Source organism: Clostridium sp. UBA4548, assembly GCF_002387895.1.
Taxonomy (GTDB): domain Bacteria; phylum Bacillota; class Clostridia; order Clostridiales; family Clostridiaceae; genus Clostridium_J.
Map to the genome: position 1 here is coordinate 75,307 of NZ_DGLI01000025.1, position 23,829 is coordinate 99,135.

Here is a 23,829-nt window from a genome sequence, read left to right on the forward strand (position 1 = left end):
AAACCATGTTAAACTCAATGTATTCAGGTATATCAGGATTAAATGCAAATCAGAGAAAGTTGGATGTAATTGGTAATAATATAGCAAACTCTGGAACTACTGCATTTAAAGCTTCATCAGTGACTTTTCAAGACAGTATGTATCAAATGATAAAAAATTCTTCCAGTCCTAGTTTGAATTTAGGAGGTACTAATCCTTCTCAAGTAGGACTTGGAGTTTCGGTGCAAAGTATAAATGTAAATACCAACCAAGGTAGTTTACAGCCAACAGGAAGACCACTTGATTTGGCTGTAGATCAAAAAGGATATTTTGTAGTTGCTAAGGGACCAGCTGAAGGTGCAGATGGTAAAATAACAGTAGATCCTAAAGCCCATACAATGAGTTCTAGTATGCAGACTAGCTTCACTAGAGATGGAGCTTTCAAGTTAGACCCATATGGTAATTTACTAAACTCTAATGGATATAGAGTTATGGGTTATGCGGTAAAGGATGCAACGAATACAGCGCCATTATATGATGGCAATGCAGTATATGACGACAAATTCAAATTTGTTAATCCTGATGATAAGGATTTTAAGGCTGTAGGAACAGAATTAGTTTCTTTAAGAATTCCAGATTCAGTTCAAGCCAAGGTGAAAGATTCAGCAGGAAATCTAGTTGATATGGACATAAAAATTCAAAGTTACTCAATTGAAAAAGATGGAATTATAACTGCTGTTCTTGCAGACGGTAGTAGGACAGCACTTGGCCAAGTAGCTATGGTATCTTTTAATAATGAAAGTGGACTTAAACAACTAGGACAAAATATGTATTCTTCATCATCTAACTCAGGAGAGCCGGTGCTAAGATCAGGAAAAGGTTCAGATAAGGTTGATGATAATAGTAAAGCTTATGGGGATATAGTTCAAGGTGCACTTGAAATGTCAAATACAGACTTAGCTGTACAATTCACTGATATGATAGTTGCTAGCCGTTCTTTCCAAGCATGTAGTAAGGTTATTAGCACTGGAGATGAGATACTTCAAGAATTAGTTAATTTAAAAAGATAATAAATTAGGAAGCAAGCTCTAATAAGTTGCATTACCATTAGTAGTGCGTACTCATATAGTTTGAATGTTAACTTTAGAAGTTGAGCTTGCTTCTTATACAATTTGTTACTTATAAGCTTATGCAAAAAAATGTTAGTGCTGGTATTAAAATTCATCTTGTATATTTTAAAATCTTTTGGGAGGAAAATTATGATTGAAGTTAGCACTTTAACAGGAACTACATTTATATTAAACTGCGAACATATTGAAAAAATTGAACATATACCAGAGACTGTAATCACTCTAATTAATGGAAAGAAGTACCTGGTAAAAGAAGATGTTGAAGAAGTAATTAATAGGGTAATAAAGTATAAAAATAAGATCTTTAACCTGCATGTTTAGGAGGATATGACGTGAAAAAGAATGATTTTTTAACTATAATAGGGTTTATAGCAGCTTCTGCTCTTATTATTATTGGAATGAAGAGTAATGCTGGATACCTTGTTTTTTGGGATCCTCTGTCAATTTATATCACTGTTGGAGGAGCAATCGGAACTCTATTAATGGCTTATCCAATGAGTGAATTTAAAAGACTTGGAAAAGTTATTATACAAGTTATGAAAGAACAAGAGTTATCTAAATTTGAAACTATTAGCTTGTTTACTAATTTGTCAAGAAAAGCAAGGAGAGAGGGATTACTTTCTTTAGAGGATGAAATATCTCAAATCCAAAATGAGTTTATTAAGAAAGCCATGAATATGGTAGTTGATGGAATTGAGCCAGAGTCAATAAGGGAAATTATGACTTTGGAGATCAATGAAATGGAAAAGCGTCATAATGATGCAGCAGCGGTATTTAAAACATTGGGTGCATATGCTCCTGCAATGGGGATGTTAGGAACTTTGATTGGATTAATTCAAATGCTTGCTGATTTGACAGACTCTTCAAATTTGGCAAAAGGTATGGGAAAGGCGCTTATAACTACTTTTTACGGGTCTATTGTAGCAAATGTTATTGCACTACCTATAGCTGCGAAGTTAGAATATAGAAGTGCTCAAGAAATTGGGACTAGACAAATGATTATTGAGGGAGTTTTAGCAATTCAATCAGGGGTTAACCCTAGAATTATTGAGGATAAGTTGGTAGCATACCTATCACCAGATGAAAGAAAAAAATACTATACTGTAGCTGTTAATAGTGAAGGAGTGGCAGAGAATGGCTAAGAAGGAGATTAAAACAGATGCCTGGCTTGCCACTTATTCAGATACAGTAACACTGCTTTTAACCTTCTTTGTTCTTTTATACTCGTTCTCTACTGTAGATGCACAAAAGTTTAAACAAATTTCTAATTCTTTTCAAAGTATATTTACGGGTAAAGCTGATGACTCTATGCTAGAGTTTAATATTGCAAGTGGAGAAGTACCAGTGGTGGGTACCACTGATCCAATAACAGAAGCAGCTAAAGAGAATCAGGAACAAAAACTGTATGAAGATATTAAAGCTTTTATAAAGGAAAATAATCTGGAAAATGATGTTAATATTTATGAGAATTACAAGGGTATTAATATTGAATTAAAAGAAGCTATTATTTTTGATACTGGTAAATCAGATTTGCGGAGTGATAGTCTTGGTGTATTAGAAAAGGTTAATGAAATGATTAATGAAGTAACTAGTAATGTAATCATAGAAGGACATACAGATAATAAGCCTATAAGTACTGCACAATACCCTAGTAACTGGCATTTATCCTCTGCTAGAGCTTTAAGTGTACTAGATTATTTTTTAGTTACTAAGGGACAAAAAAACCCTGAAAGATTTTCAGCTCAAGCTTATGGAGAGTTTAATCCTATTATTTCCAATGATACTCCAGAACATAGAGCAATGAATCGAAGAGTAAATATAATTATTGTATCAAATAAAAAAGCGTTGAAAAAGGAGTAGTAAAATGGCTGCAGAAAATAAAGTTAAAAAAGACATTAAAGAAAAAAAAGGCTCTAAGGTTATTTTAATAGTAATAGGAGCAGTTGTTGGACTAATATTAGTTGGGGTTGTTGCTTTTGGGGCGTATTACTTTGCAGCTAAGAGTATTAAACCAGCATCAAGTGCCATGGAAAATAGTGTTTCTATTGAGAATGATAGCAATGGAGAAGTAGTTACTTTTGAGTTAGATGAGTTTTTGATAAACTTAGCTGATGAAGGAAAGCCTAGATATTTAAAAACTAAAATTTTCATTGGATATACTAATAATAAAGAGCTAGTAGCTGAACTTACTACTAAAAAGCCTATCATAAGAGATACTGTTAATAATGTTTTAAGAATTAAAAAGAGCTCTGACTTATCAGTTCAGGGAGATGAGGCAATTAAAAAGGAGTTAGCTGATAAAATAAATGATCAATTGACTAAAGGTAAGATAGGCAATGTTTATTTCTCCGAAATTTTAATTCAATAGGTGGAAAAATGAATGGAAATTTTTGGGTTACTTTATTTAAAATTTTGGTATTTTTTCCATTTATTATTGCTTTAATTTTAATTGTTGGGAAAGTGGGTAGCAAACTAAATCTAGGAACGACTAATAGGTTTATGAAGATCCTAGAGAGGCTACCTCTTTCAAAAGAAAACTCATTGCTTATTATAAAAGTTGGCGACAAAGCTTATTTAGTTAGTAACTCAATTGGTAAAATTGAAATATTAAGGCAACTAGAACCATCAGAGATTGAGAAAATAAGAGAGATTAACACTTTAAACTTGCAGCAATTCAATAAGGGCATAGAAGGAATTAAAATGGATTCTTTTAAATTATCAAAAATAGTATCAAAATTAAATTTAAAAAAATCAGATGATGATCAAATTACTAAGGACTAGAGGAAAGTGATTTATGAAAAAAAGAAGTTATAAACCTATTATATTTTTGAGTGTTTTGTTAATTTTTATTTTGATGAAAGAAAATATTGCTTATGCTGCAAACAACACTATTCCTATACCTAATGTAGATATATCCTTCAATGAACCATCTACACCAGTTGAATATGTGGATAATATAAAATTACTATTGATATTAACTGTTCTTACAGTATTACCTTCAATACTAATTATGACAACTGGATTTGTAAGAATAGTGACAGTTTTATCATTTTTAAAGAATGCAATTGGTGCCCAACAATCAATTCCAAGACAAGTAACAATTGGACTAGCATTATTTTTAACTTTCTTTGTAATGGCACCAACCTTTAATACAATAACAACAGAAGCTGTAACTCCTTATTTAAATGGGGAAATCACAACAGAAGTAGCGATGGATAAAGGAGTTAAACCACTAAAGGACTTTATGCTAAAACAGACAAGAGTTAAGGATTTAAAGCTATTTTTGGAGGCAGGAAAGCTGGAGGACACTGTCAAAATAGAAGAAGGGGAAGGTGGAATTCAAACTCCAAACTATGAAGAGGTTCCTGTTCATGTTATATTACCAGCCTTTGTTATTAGTGAATTAAGAACAGCTTTTGAAATCGGATTTATGCTGTTTATCCCTTTTTTAATCATTGATATTGTAGCATCTAGTGTTCTTATGTCCATGGGGATGTTCATGCTACCACCAGCAATGATTTCTTTACCTTTTAAATTATTGCTTTTTATATTAGTTGATGGATGGAATTTAATTAGTCAGTCTTTAATTTTAAGTTTTAAATGATGAGGTGAGAATATGTCAGATACAATGGTTGTTGCTCTATTAAAGGATATGATTAAGGTAGCACTTATGATTTCAGGACCAATTTTAATTACTGCTACTGTAGTAGGACTTATAATCAGCATTTTTCAGGCCACTACTCAAATACAGGAGCAAACATTAACCTTTGTTCCTAAAATTCTGGCAGTGGCTGTAGTAGGACTTTTAACAGCTAGTTGGATGGGAAATCAGTTGATTAGTTTTACTAAGCAAATTTTCACAATAATTTCGAATATTGGAGCTTAGGTGGGATAAATTTGATTGACTTAACATTATTTGTAGTTTTTTTCATGGTATTTTTGAGATTCACTTCGTTAATATTTTCAGTGCAAGCATTTTTCCCAAGTGACACTCCAGCACTTTTGAAGATTGGTTTATCAATGGTGATTTCCATAGTAATTACACCTTTTTTGGATTCTAGTTCTGTCGTTAGTATAAATAGTATGATGGGAATTATACCAATTGCTTTTAAAGAGATTATTGTAGGTCTTTCCATGGGGTTTGTTATCAATTTAATATTCTCTATGGCGCAAATGGCAGGTCAAATGATGGATTTTTCTATTGGTTTTTCAATGATGACATTATTTGACCCAATTGCCAGCGAAAACTTATCTGTTATGGGAAGACTTTTATATTGGATTTCACTAATTGTTTTTATTCTAGTTGATGGACACTTGATTGTAATTAAGGCTCTAATAGATAGTTTTAATGTGGTAGCATTAGGAAGCTTTACATTTTTGACTCAGCACTCAACATATATGATTCATCTTATTTTTGAGTTCTTTATTATAGGTGTTAAAATAGCAATACCTATAATATTAATATTGCTAATTACAGAAATAGTCCTTGGCTTAGTTTCAAGGGTAATGCCTCAGCTTAACGTTATGATTATGGGGATGCCTATTAAACTTTTAGTTGGTCTTTCCGCTTTTGGGTTATTAATTCCTATGATTATGAAGGTTGTAGTTACAAACATTGGAAGGCTAGATCATATATTTACACAGTACTTTAACATTTTACCTTTCCTTGTAATGTTCGTTGCTAGTGATAGCGGGGAAAAGACAGAAGAAGCAACCCCTAAAAAGAAAAAGGATGCTAAAGAAAAAGGTCAAGTTATCAAAAGTAAAGAGTTAACCTCTGCTATAGTGTTATTAACGACTACCATTGTTATTTTAATAGTTAGTGAATTTGCAGTTAATAAATTAAAGGAAACCATTATATTGTATTTGCATTACTATCCTAATTTCGTACTAAATAACCAAAGCTTTAAGGGTATTTTAATAAATTCTTTTATAAGAATTATGATGATCTTTTTACCTATTGCTATTCCGATAATGATAATTGGAGTTGTTGCTAATGTAGCACAGACTGGAAAGGTATTAACTACAGAAACTTTAAAGCCTAAACTTGAAAAAATAAACCCCATTAGTGGCTTTAAAAGAATGTTCTCTATAAAAGCACTTGTGGATTTAATAAAGAATATAATTATTGTAACTATTGTTGGGTATGTGGGTTATGGCTTTGTAAAAGATAATTATTACTCAATAATAAATTATAATAATTTCAAAGTTGATGTTATAGTTACTGAGGTTTCAAAGCTTATAATAAGTATCTTTTCTAAGGTTTCAATGGTATTAATAGCTATCGGAGTGATGGATTATGTTTACCAGAGATACCAGTACAACAAAGATTTAAAGATGACTAAACAAGAAGTCAAGGAAGAATTCAAGCAGCAAGAAGGTGATCCCTTAGTAAAATCTAAAATTAGACAAAAACAAAGGGATATGGCAATGAGACGAATGATGCAATCAATACCCGATGCTACAGTAGTTATTACTAACCCTACTCATATTGCAATAGCATTGAAGTATGAGGAAAATAGTGGTAAGGCACCAATTGTTGTTGCAAAAGGTAGTGATAATATTGCAGTTAAAATAAAAGAAATTGCTATAGAGAATAAAGTTCCAATTATTGAAAATAAACCCCTTGCAAGATTAATGTTTAGTAAGGTAGAGCTGGATGAAGAAGTACCTTATGACATGTATCAAGCAGTAGCAGAAATTCTTGTTTTAGTGGTAAAGGCATCTTCAAAAAAATAAAATATTGATTATACATGATTAATAAAGAAATAATAAAGAAGGATGATAGATTTGGCAGAGTATGGAGCTTTTAAAATTAAAAATAACTTAGATGTTGTGGTTGCTTTTGGAGTAATTCTTATTGTACTTATGATAATTATTCCATTACCGCCAGCAATACTAGATTTTTTCTTTGCAATAAACATATCAATATCAGTGGTAATATTGCTTATTTCAATGTTTACTACTCATGTACTACAGTTATCTGTATTTCCAACATTGTTGCTAGTTACAACTTTATTCAGATTGGCATTAAATGTATCTTCTACGAGACTCATATTATCACAAGCTAATGCCGGTAAAATAGTTCAAGCCTTTGGTGAATTCGTTATTGGTGGTAACTATGCAGTAGGAATAATAATTTTCTTGATTATTATAATTATTCAGTTTATTGTTATAACTAATGGAGCGGGTAGAGTTTCTGAGGTTAGTGCAAGATTTACTCTTGATGCAATGCCAGGTAAACAAATGAGTATCGATGCAGATCTGAATGCTGGCATGATAAGCGAAGAGCAAGCTAGAGAAAGAAGAAAGAATCTCCAATTAGAAGCTGATTTTTATGGAGCTATGGATGGAGCATCAAAGTTTGTTAAAGGTGATGCCATTGCTGGAATTATTGTAACTATTATAAATATAATAGGTGGGATAATTATCGGTGTATTAATGATGGATATGGGGGCTGCAGAAGCAGCAGCCACATATACTAAATTAACTATTGGAGATGGATTGGTAGCACAAATACCTGCACTACTAATTTCAACTGCTTCTGGTATATTGGTTACTCGTTCAGGAAGTGATGAGAATTTAGGAACTCAAGTTACATCACAGCTGACTGCTTTTCCAATTGTTATTGCAATATCTTCTTTTGTGCTATTTATCTTTGCATTAATTCCTGGAATGCCAACTTTAATTTTCTTATTACTTTCAGCAGCTACAGGTTATAGTTCATATTTATTGTATAAAGAAGAGAAGGCTAAAGTGGTATCTACTATGGAATTGCAGGAAAAAGAAATCATTGAAACTGAAAGTCGTGAGCCAGAAAGTGTAATGAATTTAATAACAGTAGAACCCCTAGAAATAGAAATTGGTTATGGACTAATTCCGTTAGCGGATGAATCATCAGGCGGAGATCTTCTTCAAAGAATTTCCTCTGTAAGACGTCAATGTGCTATTGAGATGGGAATTGTAGTACAGCCTATTAGAATTAGAGATAATTTGCAGTTAAAAACAAATGAATACATAATAAAAATTAGAGGAACTGTAATAGCAAGATCAGAATTAATGCCAAATATGTTACTTTGTATGGATCCAAGCAATGAGGAAATTCCAATGGCTGGAATAAGAACAGTAGAGCCAACTTTCGGGATTGAGGCGCTTTGGATTAATAAAGATCAAAGAGAAGAAGCAGAGATAAAGGGACTAACTGTTGTAGATTCAACAACAGTTATGGTGACACACCTAACTGAGACTATTAAATCTCATAGTCATGAACTCCTTGGTCGTCAAGAAACAAAACTTATTATTGATTCAGTTAAGGAAAAGTATAGTACAGTAGTTGAAGAGTTAATTCCAGAGTTGATGACAATTGGTGAAATTCAAAAGGTACTTCAAAATTTGTTAAGAGAGAAGGTTTCAATAAAAGATATGGTCTCAATACTTGAATGCCTCGCGGATAATTCGAGAAACACCAAAGATATTGAGATTCTTACTGAGTATGTAAGGTTTTCTCTTGGTAGAAATATCTGTAATGAATTAGTAGATGAAAATAATGTTATCACCGTTTTAACTTTATCGCCAGAAATTGAAAATATTATTGGAAGCAACATTCAAAAATCGATGCAAGGATCTTTTCCAGCTGTGGACCCTGAAGTAACAACTGAAATACTGAATTCAATTAGAGATGGATTGAATAGAACTTATTTTCCAAATAATACACCTGTAATTTTAGTTTCACCAAGAATAAGACCTGCTTTTAGAAAACTTATTGAAATGGTATTTCCAAATATGACCGTACTTTCACTTAATGAAATACCAAATGATATGGAGATAAGAACTGAAGGAGTTGTGGAACTACAATGATAATAAAACGCTACTTTGCAAGGAATATGAGAGAAGCACTAAATAAAATTAGAGAAGATTTAGGGAAAGATGCGGTTATCATTAGCCAGAGAAGGATAAAAAAACCAGGACTTAAGGGCTTTTTTTCACCTAAAGTCTTTGAAGTTACTGCAGCTATTGATTCAAAGGAAAATGTTGAGAAAGAAAAAAATCAGTCAGCTAATAATAAAAATGATAACTCGCAGATAATACTTAAAGAAATGGAAGAAATGAAATCATTAATGAATTCATTTATGGAAAATAGTGGTAATGTTTCAAATAGTGATTTTAAGCATAAGCATAGAGTTGATACTTTGCTTAAAGATTTGGATATTTCAGACGAGGTTGTGGAGAATATCTTAAATCAATTAATCATAAGTGATGATGAAGCGGAAGTTAAAAGCTCACTAATACAATTAATTAGTGACTTTGTCAATGTTGAAACTCCTACTATGGAAGGAGTCATTGCATTAATTGGTCCTACTGGAGTTGGAAAGACTACTACAATAGCAAAGTTAGCTGGTAAACTTGCACTTATAGAGAAGAAGAAAGTTGGTCTTATAACTGTAGATACGTACAGAATTGGAGCGATAGAGCAGTTAAGAACATATGCAGAGATAATGTCAATACCTTTCAAAGTAGTGTTTTCTGCAGAGGATATGGAGATTGCCATTGAAAGTATGAAAGATTGTGATGTGGTATTAATTGATACAACAGGTAGAAGTAGTAAGAATGCTATGCAGATATCTGAACTTAGGCGATTTATAAATAAATCCAAGGCTAGAAAAGTACATTTAGTTATTAGTGCTACAACAAAAAATAGAGATGTAAATATCATAACAGAGGGGTATAGCACAATAGACTATGATTATGTAATTATTACTAAGTTAGATGAAACTGGCACTTATGGTTCTATTTTAAATATTGTTCATAATTCAGAAACTCCTATTAGCTTTATAACTACGGGACAAAATGTTCCAGAAGATATAAAGACCCCAACTAAGAGTGAGATTGTAGATTTAATATTAGGAGAAAAGAGCATATGTTAGATCAAGCAGCAAAATTGAGACAAATGGCAGAACAGTATGTTATAAAGGAAAAAAAAATAGATATTGAAACTAAGGTTTTAACTATAACCTCTGGAAAAGGCGGGGTTGGGAAAAGTAATATTGTGGTAAATTTGGGGATTGCACTCCAAAAACTTGGAAAAAAAGTTATGATTTTTGATGCTGATTTAGGTATGGGAAATGACGACGTTCTGATTGGGTGTATTCCTAAGTATAGTGTGTTTGATATTATTTTTAATGAAAAGGAAATAAATGAAGTTTTAGTAGAGGGGCCACATGGAATTAAACTGCTTCCAGGCGGATCTGGCATTTCCAAAGTAGATGATCTAACTGAAGTACAAAGAATGAACTTTTTAAAGAAACTAGAAAATATTGAAGGTTATGATTACATATTAATTGATACTGGAGCAGGTATAAACAGAAGTGTTCTGGGCTTTATCGCTTGTAGTGATGAATTTCTTGTTATTTCTACACCAGAACCTACATCTCTGACTGATGCATACAGCTTATTAAAAGCAGTGAATCATTTTAAAATAAAAACATCAGCAAAAATTATAGTAAATCGAGTGATTGATGAAAAAGAAGGCAACTGCACTTTTAATAAGCTTAACAATGCTGCAGAAAGGTTTTTAAATATAAAATTATATCATTTGGGCAATGTATCTGATGATTCTAAAGTGACTCAGGCAGTTAGAAAGCAGACACCTTTAGTATTATCTTATCCGAGTACTGATTTTACTAAAGACATCAATAAAATTGCAAATGATTTACAAGGTATTAATTGTAGGATGACTACTAGTGGAGTTCAAGAACTATTTAAAAGAATTTTTAAAGTATTTTCTTAGGGAGGCAAAATGAGTACAATATCTTTTCAGGTTAATAAGAAGTTAGAAATAATATGTAATAATGGAGCTATAACAAAAAGTCTGATCCAAGAAGTAAATGATAGGTTTTTATATATCAGTGTCCCCATGGGTGGAGGTCTTTACTATCCACTGAATCAGGATGATTTAATAGAGGGATATTATGCTGATGAAAAAGGAAATATATATAAATTTAAATCACATGTAATTGGAAGGAAATATGAGAATATTCCACTGATTGCAATCAGTATGCCTACAGAATTTTATAAGGTACAAAGAAGAAATTACGTCAGAATTAGCTACATAACTGAAGTTAATTATGTTGTTTTAAAGAATTATAATGAGAAAGTAGATAAAAATGCTTTAGAAGAAGAGTTTTGCAAGGGATATTCTTTAGATTTGAGTGGCGGAGGAATTAAGATTAAAATTTCATCAAAAGTAGAACCACAAGATATTCTAATGGTAAATTTACCAATTGGTAATAGGCAATATTTAGTTAAGTGCAAAGTTAAAAGAGTGGAAAAGGATGTAGATAATAATTCCTATATTTGTGGCCTTTCCTATGAAGAGATTGACGATAGTACTAGAGAACAAATTATAGGGTTTATTTTCAGATTTATGAGAAAAAACATTAGATCTAAATAGGAGGAATAAAGATGTCTGTAGCATGCCATGTAGACGTAAAAACAGAAATTGTTAAGAAGTACCTACCACTAGTAAAATACATAGCTTCAAAAATTATAATTGGTAAGACGAAATATTTTGAGTTTGAGGATTTGGTAAGTTATGGTATACTGGGACTTATGGATGCTATAAGCAAGTTTGATGAAGATAAAGGAATGAAGTTTTCAACTTATGCATCTATAAGGATAAAGGGAGCTATTATCGATGAATTAAGAAAAAATAGTCCTATTCCTAAAAGATCTATGGATAAGCTTAATAGATATAATGAGGCTATAGAAACACTTCGTAATAAATTGCTTAGAGAACCTACTAATACTGAAATTGCAAATGAATTACAAATTACAAAAGAAGAAGTAGCACAAGTTGAAGGGTATATAAATTATATTTCAATGGTCTCGTTGGATTCGCTACTATTTAGTGATGAAGATGATGTTGCATTGTTAAATTCTATTGAAGATGTTAATAGTCCAAGTCCACAAAAAACTCTTGAAGATATAGAGATGAAAGAATATTTATATAAGGCTCTAGATGCATTGAGAGAGAAGGATAAACTAATACTAAATCTGTATTATTTTGAGGGGTTAACTTTAAAGCAAATTGGAGAAGTTTTAGGGGTGTCTGAGTCTAGAGTATGTCAATTACATAGCAAAGCAATTATTAACTTAAAAAATGCAATACACAAGCTTAAATACGATTTGAATTCTTAGAAATAGGGTGGATACATGTATATTTTATTAATTTTCATTGGAGTTTCCTTAGTAATTTTAAATGCAAAAGCTATAAAAAAGGAAAAAAAATCTTTTAAGTCAACTTTTGACACTGCATCTGCCAATATGGAGGATGTCGATTTAATGTTGCTTGAAGTAAGGAGAGAATTTGCAGAAACAATCACAGAATTACAACGTGAAATTTTAGATTTGAAGGACATAGTGGAGAAATTACTCAAAATAGATACTGAGGACATATTAGAACAAAATGTAAAAGATAGTAAAGATGTAGAAATTAATAAATTGAATAAAATAAATAATAAAATTGAAAATTTTCATAATAGTAGTGCACAAGAATTCGGAGTAAGTTATAATAAAGAGAATGATAAAATAATTAGTAGTAATTTAATAGAGAAAAACTCACCAAATATTAAATATGAAATGGATAATGAGGTTGTTTTAGATGGACATGTTAAGGATACATTAGCAAGTGGTAATCTAAAAATTGAAGATGTGAAAAACTTATTTAATGAAGGGCTAACTTTAGATGAAATTGCATCTAGGCTTAATATAGGAAAGGGTGAAGTCCTATTAATAAAGGAATTATATTTAAGATAAAGGCATGTTTTGAATTTTTAAGTGATAAGAAGATTTTGCTTGGTATAGGCATTGGAATATTAATTGGTACTTTTTTTACTGCTTATAATGGAATTAATTACAGTTTAAGTGAAGGACAAGTTGAGATTAGAGCTAGAAAAATGGGGATGAAATATCCCGAAGAAATTAGGGTAATTATTAAGGATGAGGTGAAATAATGATAAGAGGATTGTATACTGCTACTTCAGGACTCATAACAAGCGAGGCAAAACAGAATGTCATTATGAATAATATTGCTAATGCTAATACTTCAGGTTATAAGTCAGAAAATATCTCAATAAGAAGTTTTGATGAAGTAATGATATCTAATAGAGATAGATTACAGGGAAGTAGAAATGTTCGTAATAATATTGGATATTTGAGTAATGGTGCTGAGATTAATGAAAGAAATACTAACTTTTCACAAGGTTTAGTTAAAGGAACTGGTATAAGCACTGATTTTGCCATTGAAGGAGAAGGTTTTTTTGTAGTTCAAAGAAGTGAAGATAATGGAGTACAAAATTACTACACAAGGGACGGACACTTTAACATTGACGGGAATGGCTATTTAGTTACAGTTAATGGAGATAGAGTTATGGGATATAACAACGGACGGTTAGAACCTTTGTATGTAGGTCGTGGAGATATTGAATCCAGTAAAAATGGTACTATTTCTGTGGATGGGATAACAAGAGGTCAAGTTGCAGTAGTTAATTTTGAAAAAGTAAACAATAATTATGAAAACTTGAATAAAGTCAGTGATAATCTGTACAAAGGAGAAAATCCAGTTATGGCTACTAAATACTCAATTAATCAAAGATCATTGGAAACTGCCAATGTAGATATGATTAAGGAAATGTCAGATATGATGGCTGTAATGAGAAACTTTGAAAGTGATACTAAGGTTTTAAAGGCACTGGATGAAACTTTAGGTAAGGCAGTAAATGAAATTGGAACAGTAAGATAGGTTAAGGAGTGAAAATATGTATACACTTTTGTACACTAATAGAAGTTCAATGATGGCACAACAAAATAAGTTGGATGCTATTTCCAATAATATAGCTAATGTAAATACTGTAGGATATAAAAAAGTAAATGTTCAATTCCAGGATTTATTTAATAACTCTTTACAAAGGCTAGGATATCCAACAACAGAAGGGGCAACTAATCTTTATGCTGGAAGTGGAGTTAAGAGTACAATTGCTCTTAGACAGTTCACCCAAGGAAGTTTTAAGGAGACAGGAACTAATACTGATTTGGCAATTGATGGACAAGGATTCTTTAAGGTTTATAAGCAGGATGGTACTGCTGCGTATACAAGAAATGGAAACTTTAAACTTGATTCACAAGGTACTTTAGTGGATAATAATGGTTATAGGTTAAGTGTTGTTAATGAGTTAGGAAATGAGTTAAATGCTTCTGGAGAATTAAAACTTAAAGAAGGTAGTTTTGATATAGATAAGGATGGAAGCTTAATGGTTAAGACTGGTGAGAATTTCATTAGAGTAGGCGAAGTAAGAACTTATGATTCTGTAGGTGGAGATGGATTACTTTCTACCGGAGAAAGTTTGTTTATTCCACGAGAAAACGTTGATATGGTTGAAGTGCAGGATAGAAACATACTTAAAGGTTATTTGGAGAATTCTAATGTGGACATAGGTCAAGAGATGACCGATATGATAGTAACTCAAAGGGCTTTTCAGTTAAGTTCTTCAGGATTAAAAACCGTAGATGAAATGTGGCATATGGTGAATAATTTAAGATAGTGATTATATTTAATTAAGTATATATATTACCTTATTAGTTTTAATGGTATTACCTTGTGTGAAATTGTTACCATTTCAAAGTAGATAAATCCTAGTAAGAAAACTTAATAAATAATACATAAATTTTATAATATAAACTCATATATAGGTTTTTAATCCTTATATGGGTTTTTTATTTGCAGTTTTTCTTACGTATCAATTGAGTTGGGTGAAAAAATATATCTTTATAATATATATTTTTAAATACAATAAGAAATAAATGTCTATTAAAATTATATAGCACTGTTGTTAGATTTAGTTATAAAGAAGAGAGAAGTATTTAAAAACCCTTTAGTAATTACTCTAAGGCATAAGATTTTTTACATTCTAAAGAATTTATTAATCACATATAATAGGGTATAAAAACTTAACAACTCAAACAAAGGAGTCTTTAAGAATCAGTGCAATTTGAAAAGTTTATATACTAGAATTATTAGCGGGGAGGAAAGCTATGGGAGTGGGGTACCTTTTTGGATGTTTAATTAGTATAGTGCTATGGAGAGTGGATAGGCATTTTATATTTGAAAATTTCAATAGGTTTTTAATAGCAAAACTCAATAGAAAAGCAATTTGTAATTTAGTTTATTTGATTGTTATTCCATTAATAGGTATGGTGATAACTTTAATTAACAATAAAGAATTAGAAAATCTAATTGTAGCGTTTATAGTTATTGAAATTAGTAGTAGTGAAAGAAAAACCCTTATAAATAAGGTAGGGGATAAAAGACACTTTTATGATGCCTTATCAATAATATCAAGATCTTTAGTTTGTGGATTCATGGCACCAATAATTTATATAATGCTGGTAGGTAATATTGGAGGTATAGTTTATACTCTGATTTACTATGTTAGCTTTCATAGCAATATATATAAAACACTAAATAATGTATTGAATATTATCCCATGTATAATAGCACTAATAATACTCTACATTATATATGTGCCAAGAAATAAAACCTTTAAGATCAGCTTTAGAGGAGATTTCCTTAGTAATATTTTTCATGATCCCCTGTTAAATGTTTATATCATGGCAGCTTATATTGAAGCTGTTAATTTTTACTATTATATTGAGAGAAAAAATGTGCATTATTTAAAAAGTTATGGAACTTATACTAATAAAATTGATGATATAGTTGTAAAGGACTATTTATCCTTAATATATAGTATATGCTTTGTTATATTTATAGCATTTTGGATTTACCAAGCAGAAATAATTAGCTTTATAATAAAGCAGTGAATGTCCTGAAGGATTTTCACTGCTTTGTGTTAATTTTATTACTTAGATTGATTAATTACCTCAGTAATTGGCGGAATAACTTGTTTTTTTCTAGAAACAATTCCATCTAAGAAAACAGTATCGTTCTTTGACTTAACATTAAAGGCTCTATAGAACAGTTCTTTATGTTCTCCAGCAGCAATAAACAATGAGCTACTACTAAATATGTCTGTAATCATTAAAAGCATTATATCGAAGCCATTTGAGGAAGCCTTTCTATTCATAAGAGCTTTTAAATCTTCAATCATTGGATTAAACCCTTCAATATAAGTGGTAGTTACTTGAGAAACTCCAACTTTATAATTATTAATGGCGAAGGTTTTAAAATCTTGATATAGAATTTCTTTAGCAGTTTTGCCTTCAAGAGAAGTTCCGGCTTTAAACATTTCTTTAGCAAAATCTTCTATATTTAAGTTGGCAATTTCAGCCAATCTCTTAAGGGTTATTTCATCAACTAAGGTAGCTGTAGGAGACTTTAATAATAAAGTATCTGATATAATTGCAGCACACAAAAGTCCTGCAATTTGCTTGCTTGGTCTAATACCATTTTCAAAGAATATTGATGCTACAATAGTTGAAGTACTTCCAACAGGCTCATTTCTAAAATAAATTGGTAGTCCAGTTTGAATGTCTGCAATTCTATGATGATCAAGGATTTCCAAAACCTCTGCCTCTTCAAGTCCAGCAACAGATTGAGCTTTTTCATTATGATCAACTAAAATAACCTTTTTTCTATTTTGTGTAATTAAGTGATATCTAGAAATACTACCGATTACCTTACCACTTTCATCTAAAACAGGATAACTTCTATACCTAGTTTCAAGCATAATATCTTTAATATCTTCTATAAAATCATTGGTATCAAAGGATATTACATTATTTTTAGTCATTACAAAGCTGATTGGAATACTTTGTGGGATAAGACGTGCAGCAGTAAAGGAGTCATAAGGAGTTGTTATTACAGAGCAACCTTTTTCCTTAGCTATGTCTATAGTAGTATTAGATGGGACGCTACTACCACAAATTATCATTAGTTTTGCCTGCTTTTCTATAATAAACTTTTGAGTATCCTCTCTATCACCACAAATTACAATATCTCCTGCTTCTATTATAGTTTTATCATAGTCAGGTGCCATGGTGGAAACTACTACTTTACCTGTAAGATTTAGTGTTTCTTCAGATAAATATACAATCTTTCCAGAAAGAGTTTCAAGGATATTATTTATAGTAGTATTACTCTTAGCTAGGATATAGTTATCCCAAATATCTAGATAACTAGAGGCTAAGTTTGAAACGGAAACTATTCCCCATAGTCTATCGTTTGAATCAATGACAGGTAAGGTTTTGATGTTATTTTTTTTCATTATGGACCAAGCCATTTTCAATGATATGTCTGGAGCAATAGGTGCCACAGTATCAATATCTAAATCTGCAACTTGAGTTTTTACAGTTTGAACTAATTGAGGTGGTTCCACACCAAAATAATTTAATATAAATGCAGTTTCTCTATTTATTTCTCCAAGTCTAATGGGAACTGCAGGAATTTTTTGAGTTTTATTTTTGAACTCAGCATAGGCTATTGCAGAGCAAATAGAATCTGAATCAGGATTTCTATGACCTGTAATATATATAGTATTTTTCATTTGCATGCCTCCTTGTTTATTAATTCCAAGTTATATACATAGTATTTTATAGTGTAATTATTACCATGTCAATGAAACTATTGATACTAACATGATTTCCAGGTGATATGAACAGTTTTTAACTCTCAATAAACAAGTATTTCTAAAAAATTATTGCATGTTATTGGGTTCCTTATGCAAAGGTTAATTTGTTCGTGATGAATTTCATTTATCATGAATAAGCAAATCTTCAAAACGCCTTAAGGGAACCAATATAGGATACATATATAAGTTAAGTGTTGAATTTAGGTTCCTACATGACACAAGGGATATAAATTAATCTCATAGCTTTGTCCTTCATAGAATTTCTTTGGGTAATTTCTCTTAAGGAATATACTAAGAAGCTAGTACATATATTTTATGGAAAGGCATCTATTTGGCCATGCATAAGAACTGATATATAAGATGCTAAATTTTATAAAAAGGGGGAAAAAGTGTGAGAGCTAAAGAATACAGAGGACTTACTAGTGATGAAGTTGAAAGAAAGTTAAAAGAACATGGGCTTAATGTGTTAGCAAACAAAGAAAAAATTTCAGCTATGAAGATTTTTCTTTCACAGTTTAATGATTTAATTATATGGATATTAATTGCTGCTACATTAATCTCAGGAATAATGGGGGACAAGGCTGATGCAATAACAATCCTTATCATTGTATTTATGAATGCAATTCTTGGCTTTGTTCAGGAGTTTAAAACTGAAAAATCTTTAGAGGCTTTAAAAGAGCTTGCATCTCCTACAGCAAAGGTAATTAGAAATGGTAAAATTGAGATAATCAACTCCATTTATCTAGTACCAGGGGATTTAATAGTTTTAGAAAGTGGAGATAGAGTTCCAGCAGATTGTATATTAGTAGAGGATAACAATGTAATGGTAGATGAATCCTTACTAACAGGAGAGTCAGTAGGGGTTTTTAAAAGTAGTGAAGATGATAATTGCCATATGTACATGGGGACTATAGTGCTTACGGGAAAAGGAAAGGCAAAGGTTTATTCTACAGGAATGAATACTGAAATGGGTAGAATAGCTGATATGCTTGGTAATATTGAGGATGAAGCTTCACCATTAAAGGAAAGATTGAATTCTCTTGGTAGAATACTTGTGGTACTATGCCTATCAATTTGTGCCTTGGTAACTATTTTAGGTATATGGCGTGGGCAAAATGCCTATGAAATGTTTTTGTCTGGAGTTAGTTTGGCTGTAGCAGCAATTCCAGAAGGGCTATCAGCTATTGTTACAGTAGCATTAGCTCTTGGTGTTTCTAGAATGTTAAGCAGAAATGCCTTAGTTAGAAAACTTCCTGCAGTTGAAACTCTAGGTTGTACTTCTGTAATTTGTAGTGATAAAACAGGAACTTTGACTGAAAATAAAATGACTGTGAAAGCTCTACTTTATGATGGTAAAATTCATAATATAGATGGTGAAAAACACTGTGAAAATGATATGCTAAAAAAAATATTTACTTATTGTAATGACTGTAATTATGATTTTACTAATAGCGCTGTAGAGAAGGCATTAATGGGAGACCCAACAGAAACAGCACTAATTAAAGCCTTCTTCAATAAAACTAGAGATATAGAAAAGTTTGTAGCCTCTGCTGAAAGAGTTTATGATATACAATTTAATTCTACAAGAAAAATGATGACTGTTATTATGAAGGACAGTAGAGATAAAGAAATCTGCTATGTTAAGGGTGCGCCTGAAAGAGTACTAGAAAAATGTTCTCATATTTTAATAAATGGAAGAGTTGAAACCCTAACACCAGCTTACAGAAAGAGTGTGGAAAAATTTATAGATGACATGTCCTTTAGAGCACTTCGCTGCATCGCAGGGGCCTATAAAGAAAATCATTTAGTAAAGAGTGAAAGGGTGGAAAGTGATTTAATTTTTGTTGGGGTTGCAGGAATCATCGATCCACCAAGAAAAGAAGTTAAGGATGCAGTTTTAGAGTGCAAAATTGCTGGTATTAAGCCAGTAATGATTACTGGAGATCATAAAAACACTGCCTTTGCAATTGGGAAGGAACTAGATATATGTTCTGATGCCTCAGAAGTTATAACTGGAGCCGAGCTGGATAACCTAAGTGATAAAGAGTTAAATAATAGTATAGATAAATATAGAATTTTTGCTAGGGTAAGCCCTAAGCATAAGTTAAGAATAGTTAAAGCCTTTAAAGCTAAAAATAAAATTGTAGCTATGACTGGTGATGGGGTAAATGACGCTCCAGCAGTTAAGGAAGCTGACATTGGAATAGCTATGGGGGTATCAGGTACAGATGTGACCAAAGAAGCCGCATCAATGATTCTTTTAGATGATAACTTTGCAACTATAGTAGCAGCAGTTGAAGAGGGAAGAGTGATTTATGATAATATTAGGAAGTTTATAAGGTATTTGTTATCTTGTAACCTTGGAGAAGTGTTAACTATGTTTTTAGCATCTCTCTTCTATTTAGAAGTACCTCTTTTACCAATTCAAATATTATTCGTAAATTTGGTAACAGATGGACTTCCAGCTATTGCTTTAGGTGTAGATCCAGCAGATAAGAATATTATGTATGAAAGACCAAGAGATAAGAATGAAGGTGTATTCTCAAGGGGATTGAAAGAGAAGATTTTATTAAGAGGTTCATTAATAGGAATATGTACAGTACTTGCATTTTTAGTTGGCAAATACTATAGGTTTAACTTGGAAACCTGTAGAACCTTAGCTCTTGGAACTTTAATTTGCTCTCAATTAATTCATGTATTTGAATGTAGAAGTGAAAAACTATCTTTATTCGAAATAAATCCATTTAGCAATATGTACTTATTAGGGGCAGTGACTATTTCCATAGGAGCTTTAGTTTCTATTATGTATGTACCAACTTTCCAAGGAATATTCCATACCTCAGCAATCAACTTTGGACAATGGATGATAATTGTGTTCTTCTCGGGAATAATTTCCTTAATTAATAGTGTTTATATATTACTAAGTCATAAGCATTAAAATATTTAAATAAAAAATAAGCAAATTAAGTTTATATTAAACTTAATTTGCTTATTTTCATTATTTGAATCTTCTATCAGCTCTTACTCTTTGAGTTTTTAGGCCACCTTCTACTGGAACTAAATCCTTTTTAGTGGTTAGATTCATAACATTCATAATTGAAATAAACTCTTTTACATCTTTGTTTTTCTTCTTCTTTCTATCAGGCTTTAATCCTTGAACCACCAAGGAATGTCCTTGTTTTATTTCAACAAACTCAGGTTTCTTAAACCATCTTCTTTTTTTGTAAATGCAAGTAGCAACTGCCTTACTGTTTTCTTGTTTTAATACTAAAGTAACTGTAATCCAATTGATAATTCCTAAAAAACTTTTCTCTTCAGACTTTATAGAAAGGACTCTTCCTTGAAGCTGAGTTAATCTGTCTCCATACTTTTTTAACCAATTACTAGTATAACTTTCTGATAATTTTTCTTTAAATCCCATATTAATGACTCCTTTTCATGAAGAATATAAACTTATAATTACTTAAAGTATATGTTTATTTATTAATATTATTATGATAACAAAAATATTATATAATAACCACATTATTATAACAAGTTTATATGAAAGTTTCAAAGTTTACTATAGAAAAACTTTCAATTTTATAAAATTTTTATATTTTTGTTCCAAAATAAGGTTTTAAAGAATATTAATATAATAAATGATTTTGAAGGAGGAGAGTATGTATAAAGAATTAACTCCCAAAGACATAATTTATGATTTTAATATTAATAGAGTCTCTACGTCAGGGGAAAAGTGGATGTTACCTCAGTATTTAGAGGCATATAAAAAGATAAAAACAGCTCTTCAGATAGATAATGATGGATATAATATTTATTTAGTAGATGATTATTCTAAAGATAGAATTAAACATATAACTGAGTATGTAAAAAATATCTTTAAAGATAATAAAGCACCAGATGATATTTGTTATGTAGTAAAGGATGATGATAAGCAACCAATACCAATTATACTATCAAATGGCCTTGGAAATAAATTCAAAGCTGCATTAGAAGAGTTACAAGGGTTATATGCTGAGTACACTTTCCAGTTTTATAACGATTCAGAGAACAAAGAAAAAGATTCTTTGGTTGATAAAATTCAAAAGAAAAGAAATGAAATAATAAATAGTTTAGTTGAAGTTTCCAAAAGTAGTGGCTTTGATATAAAGAGTAATAATGGCGGATTTACCTTTATTCCACTAAGTGAAGGTAGGGAGATGACAGAAGAAGAGTATGAAGATTTAGATATGGACGAAAAAGATGCAATGATCAGCAAGGTAAATGAACTTAAGGCTAAGGCAAAAGATATACTAGAACAACTAAAGAACATGGAAGCTAATGAATTAAAGAAGATAAAAGAAATAATGCTCATGTATTTAAATGATCAGATAGAAAGTAAAAAAGAGAATTTTAGAGAATTACTAGTAGAAAATACAGAAGCAGTAGAATATTTAGAATATGTATGTGGAACTATAGAAAATAATTTGGTAGAAAACTATAGTATTAATTATGATGATGACGAAGAAAAAATTAATGAAATTATTTATAAGTACATGATAAATGTGATTGTGGATAATAGTGAAAATAAAACTCCGCCTGTTATATTTGAAGAAGACCCAAATGTTACAAATCTTTTAGGTAATATAGAGTATGAAAATCATAATAATGTATATGTTTCAGATGTGTCCTTGATTAAGGCTGGAAGCCTAATTAAGGCTAATGGGGGATGTCTGATAATTAGGGTTAACAATCTTCTAAGTAATTTACAATCTTATTATTATCTAAAAAAAGTACTTATGACAGAAAAAGTTGATTTGGATTACAATAAGGGTTATTTTGAACTTTTAGCTCTCAGTGGATTAAAACCTAAGCCTATTGAAGTTAAGCAGAAGGTAATTTTAATAGGAGATTATGAAACCTATGATTTACTTTATACTCATGATGAGGATTTTAGAAAGATTTTTAAGATGAGAACAGAATATAAAACAATTATGGAAATAGATGAAAGTATAAAAGGCTCTCTAGTAAGTGAAATAAATAGGTTCTCTCTTCAAAATAATATTAAGCCCCTTAGCCATGAAGCAATAAAAGAGATTGCTAAAGTGCTTTCAAGAAAGGCTGAAAATAAAAATAAAATTTTCTTTGATGATTATGATTTAACTAATTTAATTATATTAGCCAATGATAGGGTTTTAGAGAAAGGAAAAGAAACTATTGAGGCTGATGACATTATTCATATTGCATATGAAAGAGAGCTTATAGAAGAAGAAATATTAAAAACCTATAAAGAGAAGAAGATGCTTATTAGTATAAGCGGTAGTAGAGTAGGGCAAATTAATGGATTGTCAGTTATAGATACAGGTTACGCAAGTTTTGGTAAACCACTAAAAATTACTTGTACCTGTTATAAAGGGGATGGCCATATTATCGACACTCAAAGAGAATCAAATTTGAGTGGAAGAATCCATAATAAGGCTATAAGTATTTTAAGAGGATTCATGAGCTCACTTAATGGGGGGTATAGAAAGCTACCTGTTGACTTTCATATAAGTTTTGAACAATTATACGGCATGGTTGATGGGGATAGCGCATCAGTGGCTGAGGTAGTTTGCATGATATCTTCTTTAACTAAACTACCCATAAAGCAAAATATTGCGGTAACTGGTTCTATAAATCAGTTTGGTGAAGTTCAGCCAATTGGTGGTGTCAATGAGAAAATAGAAGGATTTTTTAGGGTTTGTAAAGAACTTAGCACTATAGAAGATAAAGGTGTGTTAATACCTATTTCAAATAAGGAAGACTTGGTGCTTTGTAAGGAAGTTGAAGATGCTATTATAGACGGAAAATTTAAGCTTTATACTATGGAGAATATAGATGATGCCTTACAAGTGTTAATTGATTATAAGGATATTAATTTAGAGAAGATACTAAAGGTTATAGAAAAAGAATGTAAAAAATATATTGAAAAGCCTAAGCCCACAAAAGTTACAGAGAGAAAAATCAAAGATGAAAAAACAATTTAATCATGGACCTGTCAGGAAGTATTAGTTGCAAAAATTAATTATTAACTAAAATGTTTCTAAATAAAAAAAGGGGGA

At 31.0% G+C, this 23,829-nt stretch carries 23 protein-coding genes; 21 read left to right on the top strand and 2 right to left on the bottom strand.

Annotation, left to right across the window (positions count from 1 at the left end):
* The first annotated feature begins 5 nt into the window (after positions 1-5).
* The 19 genes from B3040_RS09790 (at position 6) to B3040_RS09880 (ending at position 15,983) form a co-directional block, all read left to right on the top strand.
* Positions 6-1,049, top strand: a complete 1,044-nt coding sequence (locus B3040_RS09790; protein ID WP_291572704.1) for a flagellar hook protein FlgE — start codon at positions 6-8, stop codon at positions 1,047-1,049.
* A 189-nt stretch (positions 1,050-1,238) separates the two neighbouring features.
* Positions 1,239-1,430 (top strand): flagellar FlbD family protein, encoded by a 192-nt coding sequence (locus B3040_RS09795; protein WP_291572707.1) that lies wholly within the window; start codon positions 1,239-1,241, stop codon positions 1,428-1,430.
* An 11-nt stretch (positions 1,431-1,441) separates the two neighbouring features.
* Positions 1,442-2,251 carry a motility protein A gene (locus B3040_RS09800; RefSeq protein ID WP_291572709.1) on the top strand — a complete coding sequence of 270 codons (810 nt, stop codon included), beginning with the start codon at positions 1,442-1,444 and terminating at the stop codon, positions 2,249-2,251.
* A complete protein-coding gene (locus B3040_RS09805) occupies positions 2,244-2,969 on the top strand; it encodes a flagellar motor protein MotB (RefSeq protein ID WP_291572712.1) in 726 nt (241 codons plus the stop codon). The genes B3040_RS09800 and B3040_RS09805 overlap by 8 nt, the downstream gene beginning before the upstream one ends.
* A gap of 4 nt (positions 2,970-2,973) precedes the next feature.
* Positions 2,974-3,477, top strand: coding sequence for a flagellar basal body-associated FliL family protein (locus tag B3040_RS09810; RefSeq protein ID WP_291572714.1), 504 nt, complete (start codon positions 2,974-2,976; stop codon positions 3,475-3,477).
* 8 nt (positions 3,478-3,485) lie between these two features.
* Entirely contained in the window at positions 3,486-3,890 is a 405-nt protein-coding gene (locus B3040_RS09815) for a flagellar biosynthetic protein FliO (protein WP_291572716.1), read from the top strand.
* A 13-nt stretch (positions 3,891-3,903) separates the two neighbouring features.
* On the top strand, positions 3,904-4,713 hold the full coding sequence (gene fliP / locus B3040_RS09820; protein ID WP_291572718.1) for a flagellar type III secretion system pore protein FliP: 810 nt from the start codon (positions 3,904-3,906) through the stop codon (positions 4,711-4,713).
* A 12-nt stretch (positions 4,714-4,725) separates the two neighbouring features.
* Entirely contained in the window at positions 4,726-4,995 is a 270-nt protein-coding gene (gene fliQ, locus B3040_RS09825) for a flagellar biosynthesis protein FliQ (RefSeq protein WP_291572721.1), read from the top strand.
* 11 nt (positions 4,996-5,006) lie between these two features.
* On the top strand, positions 5,007-6,848 hold the full coding sequence (locus B3040_RS09830; protein WP_291572722.1) for a fused FliR family export protein/FlhB family type III secretion system protein: 1,842 nt from the start codon (positions 5,007-5,009) through the stop codon (positions 6,846-6,848).
* Between the two features lie 51 nt (positions 6,849-6,899).
* Complete coding sequence (gene flhA, locus B3040_RS09835; protein ID WP_291572725.1) at positions 6,900-8,966, top strand: flagellar biosynthesis protein FlhA; 2,067 nt, start codon at positions 6,900-6,902, stop codon at positions 8,964-8,966.
* A complete protein-coding gene (flhF, locus tag B3040_RS09840) occupies positions 8,963-10,033 on the top strand; it encodes a flagellar biosynthesis protein FlhF (RefSeq protein ID WP_291572727.1) in 1,071 nt (356 codons plus the stop codon). Before flhA ends, flhF begins: the two co-directional genes overlap by 4 nt.
* Positions 10,027-10,896, top strand: coding sequence for a MinD/ParA family protein (locus B3040_RS09845; protein ID WP_291572729.1), 870 nt, complete (start codon positions 10,027-10,029; stop codon positions 10,894-10,896). The genes flhF and B3040_RS09845 overlap by 7 nt, the downstream gene beginning before the upstream one ends.
* 9 nt (positions 10,897-10,905) lie before the next feature.
* Entirely contained in the window at positions 10,906-11,559 is a 654-nt protein-coding gene (locus B3040_RS09850; RefSeq protein WP_291572730.1) for a flagellar brake protein, read from the top strand.
* An 11-nt stretch (positions 11,560-11,570) separates the two neighbouring features.
* On the top strand, positions 11,571-12,305 hold the full coding sequence (locus B3040_RS09855) for a FliA/WhiG family RNA polymerase sigma factor (RefSeq protein WP_291572733.1): 735 nt from the start codon (positions 11,571-11,573) through the stop codon (positions 12,303-12,305).
* A gap of 15 nt (positions 12,306-12,320) precedes the next feature.
* Positions 12,321-12,923: a hypothetical protein gene (locus B3040_RS09860; protein WP_291572735.1), complete on the top strand. Its 603-nt coding sequence runs from the start codon at positions 12,321-12,323 to the stop codon at positions 12,921-12,923.
* A 35-nt stretch (positions 12,924-12,958) separates the two neighbouring features.
* Entirely contained in the window at positions 12,959-13,120 is a 162-nt protein-coding gene (locus B3040_RS09865) for a hypothetical protein (protein ID WP_291572736.1), read from the top strand.
* Complete coding sequence (locus B3040_RS09870; protein WP_291572738.1) at positions 13,120-13,908, top strand: flagellar hook-basal body complex protein; 789 nt, start codon at positions 13,120-13,122, stop codon at positions 13,906-13,908. Before B3040_RS09865 ends, B3040_RS09870 begins: the two co-directional genes overlap by 1 nt.
* A gap of 16 nt (positions 13,909-13,924) precedes the next feature.
* Positions 13,925-14,707, top strand: coding sequence for a flagellar hook-basal body complex protein (locus tag B3040_RS09875; protein ID WP_291572740.1), 783 nt, complete (start codon positions 13,925-13,927; stop codon positions 14,705-14,707).
* A gap of 490 nt (positions 14,708-15,197) precedes the next feature.
* Positions 15,198-15,983, top strand: a complete 786-nt coding sequence (locus B3040_RS09880) for a hypothetical protein (protein WP_291572742.1) — start codon at positions 15,198-15,200, stop codon at positions 15,981-15,983.
* 38 nt (positions 15,984-16,021) lie between these two features.
* On the opposite strand, the gene B3040_RS09885 is transcribed toward B3040_RS09880, so the two are convergent.
* A complete protein-coding gene (locus B3040_RS09885) occupies positions 16,022-17,665 on the bottom strand; it encodes a putative manganese-dependent inorganic diphosphatase (RefSeq protein ID WP_291572744.1) in 1,644 nt (547 codons plus the stop codon).
* Positions 17,666-18,140: 475 nt separating this feature from the next.
* On the opposite strand from B3040_RS09885, the gene B3040_RS09890 reads away from it, so the two are divergent.
* The gene (locus B3040_RS09890) at positions 18,141-20,687 is read left to right on the top strand and encodes a cation-translocating P-type ATPase (protein WP_291572746.1); all 2,547 of its coding nucleotides are present in this window, start codon (positions 18,141-18,143) and stop codon (positions 20,685-20,687) included.
* A gap of 60 nt (positions 20,688-20,747) precedes the next feature.
* Here B3040_RS09890 and B3040_RS09895 read toward each other — a convergent pair whose 3' ends face one another.
* Complete coding sequence (locus B3040_RS09895; RefSeq protein ID WP_291572748.1) at positions 20,748-21,170, bottom strand: hypothetical protein; 423 nt, start codon at positions 21,168-21,170, stop codon at positions 20,748-20,750.
* 241 nt (positions 21,171-21,411) lie between these two features.
* On the opposite strand from B3040_RS09895, the gene B3040_RS09900 reads away from it, so the two are divergent.
* The gene (locus tag B3040_RS09900; protein ID WP_291572750.1) at positions 21,412-23,754 is read left to right on the top strand and encodes an AAA family ATPase; all 2,343 of its coding nucleotides are present in this window, start codon (positions 21,412-21,414) and stop codon (positions 23,752-23,754) included.
* Positions 23,755-23,829: the final 75 nt, after the last annotated feature.